This window comes from Mesorhizobium sp. P5_C1 (assembly GCF_054049815.1).
Genome location: NZ_JBFULQ010000610.1, coordinates 1 through 3,087 on the forward strand (window position 1 = coordinate 1; position 3,087 = coordinate 3,087).

Genomic DNA, 3,087 nt, shown 5'->3' on the forward strand with positions numbered 1-3,087 from the left:
CCCTTGGGGAAGGTTTTCACACGGGTTTGTGAACTCGAAAATCTAATTGACTGGTAAATTTCCTGACTGCGGACTGACCGAATCTTCGGAAATCTTCCGTTCGTGACCTCGCCAGAGGCAGAAAAGTGACCCGAAACGGTCGTTGCGGCAGGCGCGCCGGGCGGCACATCCGGGCCCGTTGGGTGAGGTCAGGAACCGCGTTTGACAATTGCTTCGTTCGGGATTGAACCTTCCCGGGCACTGTCGGCACCCATGCATGTCCGGTTCTCCAACGAGGAAGCTTCCAATGCTTGTACGCGCAGCCGCAACCCTGTTCCTCCTTGCCTGGCATCCCCTGGCACAGGCCGCCGAGCAGAGCATTCCGGCGGGCGCCGAGGGCCAGATCGAGTTCAACACGCCGTCCGGCAACATTGGCTGCATCTACACCCCGAAGGGCGGCACCAGCACCTATGAGCCGCAGGACGGTGGCCCGGAACTCAGCTGCTCCCGCGTCGCGCCGAGCTATGTCACCATCATCCTGGGACCCAAGGGGCCGGCGACTTTGATCAAGAACCCCGGCGAGCAGTCATGCTGCAGCGATGTCACCAAGCTCGCTTACGGCAAAAGCTGGAGCGCAGGGCCGTTCTCATGCGAATCCACAACCAAGGGACTGGCCTGCACGGCCACGAATGGCCATGGATTTTTCATCAGCAAGGCCAAGGTGACCGTGAAGTGACGCCGGCTCCCGCCGCATAAGGGCAGGGGCAGCCGGTCTCAGCCGGCCTTTTCCAGTTCGCCGCGCGCCTTGGCGGCAGCCACATGACGGATGGCATCGGCCAGGGTGTCGGCGTCCTGTGCGCCCATGACCGCGTATTTGCCCTCGATCAGGAAGCACGGCACGCCTGTTATGCCCATGCGCGAGGCGGTGGCGATCTCGGTGCGAACCGCCTCGACGTCGGCCTCGGTCGGCAAAAGCGTGGCAACCACGGATGCGTCCATGCCGGCCTCGCGCGCCACTTCGATCAGAACGGCATGGTCGCCGATGTCAGCGCCTTCTTCGAAATTCAGCTGGAACAGGCGGCGCACCAGCCGGTTCTGCACGGCTTCGCCGACGGCGCCGGCCCAGCGGATCAGGCGGTGTGCATCGAGCGTGTTCGGCGCCACCTTGATGGCGTCGAACGCGAAGGAAATGCCTTCGGCCTCGCCCAGCGGCTCGATGCGGGCATGGATTTCGCGGATGCGCTCGTCGCTGCCAAACTTGGCCAGCATATAGTCGCGGCGATCCTTGCCTTGCGGCGGAATGGTCGGATCGAGCTGGAATGGCCGCCAGCGGACATGCACCTCGGTGTCGCCGACAGCTGATATCGCCCTGTCGAGCCGTTTCTGGCCGATGAAGCACCATGGGCAGACGACGTCGGACACCACGTCGACGGTGACGGCGTTCAGCTCACTCATCTCGATCTCCCGAAATCCTCAGTTCGGCTTGCGCCACCAGCTTGGCAGTTGATACCCAAATATGGGCGTCTTTTGCGGATGTTCCAGGTAGTTCCAGTAGGCGATCCATTGCTGCGTGTTGTACTGCGTCGGCACCATGTAGTTGCCGGAGATCAGCAGCCGGTCGAGAACCCTGACAGCCGCGACATAGTCTTCCTTTGAACGCGCGCGCAGCATCGCGTCGATCGCCGCATCAACCGCCGGATCGGCGACACCGGCCAGATTGAACGAGCCTTCGGCCTTGGCCGCTTCGGATCCCCATCGGCCAAGCTGTTCAATGCCGGGCGACAATGAATTGTTGAAGCCGCTCGATCCGATCAGGGCCTCGAAATCGAAGCGCTGCTTGCGCGACTGGATCTGATCACCGTCGAGGCTGCGGATGGTGACGTCGATGCCGATCTTTTCCAGCGTGCGCTGATAGATGCCGGCAAGGCGCTCCTCATCCTGCGAAGCAACCAGAATCTCGAAGCCAAAGGGTTTGCCGTCGGGATCGAGCATTGTCCCGTCCTGCACGTGATAGCCGATGCTTTTCAAGAGATCGAAGGCCGCTTTCAGCACCTTGCGATCCTGCCCTGAACCGTCGGTGACCGGTGGCCGGTACGTGCCATCCATGACATCGGCCGGCACACGGCCGGGGTAKGGCGCCAGCAGCGCCTTTTCCCTGTCGTCAGCCGGATGACCAAGCGCGGAAAGCTCAGAATTCTGCCAGTAACTCATCGCGCGGGCGTATTTGCCGCCGAACAGGTTCTTGTTGGCCCATTCGAAGTCGTAGAGCATGCCGAGTGCACGCCGCACCACCGGGTTGGCGAACTTCTGCAGCCGCATGTTGAACAGGAAACCGGTCACCACGGGCGGAATGCCGGTGTCGAAGGTTTCGGCRACCACCTCGCCCTTGTGGAAGGCCGGAAAATCGAGGTCGCGCTCGCGCTTGACCGGATCGCCGTCGTCGTCGATGGCGCAAAGGCCCTTCTTGAACGCTTCGAGCTTGGCGTTGGCGTTGAGGAAATACTCGATGGTGATCTGGTCGTAATTGTCGAAGCCGCGCTTGGCCGGGACGTCCTTGCCCCAATAGTCCGGGTTGCGCTTGAAAACGATGCGTTGGCCAGGCTGTACCTGCGCAACGGTGTAGGGGCCACTGCCGATCAGTGGCTTCAGCGTCGTCTTGTCGAACGTGTCCTTGTCGAAGGCATGCTTGGCTATGATCGGCGTCAGCGCGATGATCAGGGRCGTCTCGCGATTGGCCTTGTCGTTGAAGGTGAAGCGCACGCTGTGGTCACCGGTCTTTTCGAGCTTGGCGATCAGGCTCATGCGGGCGCTGTAGGGTGGACGGCCCTTGTCGGTATAGACATCGTAGGTGAACAGCACATCCTCCGGCGTCACCGGCTGGCCGTCGGACCATTTGGCCTTCGGGTTGAGATGGAACTCGATGCTCTTGCGCTCGGGATCCATGTCGGCGGTGTCGGCGAGCAAGCCGTACAGGCTGAAGGGCTCGTCGTAGTTGCGCTGCATCAGCGGCTCAAAGACGAGATTGCCGTAAGTCTGGTCCATCATGCCGCGCGCCGTCGTGCGCAGGCTCTTGAGGATGAAGGGATTGAGATTGTCGAAGCTGCCGAC

General features: G+C 61.7%; 3 protein-coding genes. 1 reads left to right on the forward strand and 2 read right to left on the reverse strand.

Going from position 1 to position 3,087, the window contains the following annotated elements; all coding sequences use genetic code 11:
• The first annotated feature begins 286 nt into the window (after positions 1-286).
• Positions 287-715, forward strand: coding sequence for a hypothetical protein (locus ACXJ7R_RS28755; protein ID WP_457154785.1), 429 nt, complete (start codon positions 287-289; stop codon positions 713-715).
• A 38-nt stretch (positions 716-753) separates the two neighbouring features.
• Here ACXJ7R_RS28755 and ACXJ7R_RS28760 read toward each other — a convergent pair whose 3' ends face one another.
• Positions 754-1,434: a DsbA family oxidoreductase gene (locus ACXJ7R_RS28760; RefSeq protein ID WP_457154786.1), complete on the reverse strand. Its 681-nt coding sequence runs from the start codon at positions 1,432-1,434 to the stop codon at positions 754-756.
• Positions 1,435-1,452: 18 nt separating this feature from the next.
• Positions 1,453-3,087, reverse strand: a 1,635-nt coding sequence (locus ACXJ7R_RS28765) for an extracellular solute-binding protein (RefSeq protein ID WP_457154787.1), incomplete at its 5' end; no start/stop codon positions are given.

Excerpts from the sequence above, each read along its gene's own strand:
- ACXJ7R_RS28755 (WP_457154785.1), top strand. The coding sequence starts at position 287 with ATGCTTGTACGCGCAGCCGCAACCCTGTTCCTCCTTGCCTGGCATCCC.
- ACXJ7R_RS28760 (WP_457154786.1), bottom strand. The coding sequence starts at position 1,434 with ATGAGTGAGCTGAACGCCGTCACCGTCGACGTGGTGTCCGACGTCGTC.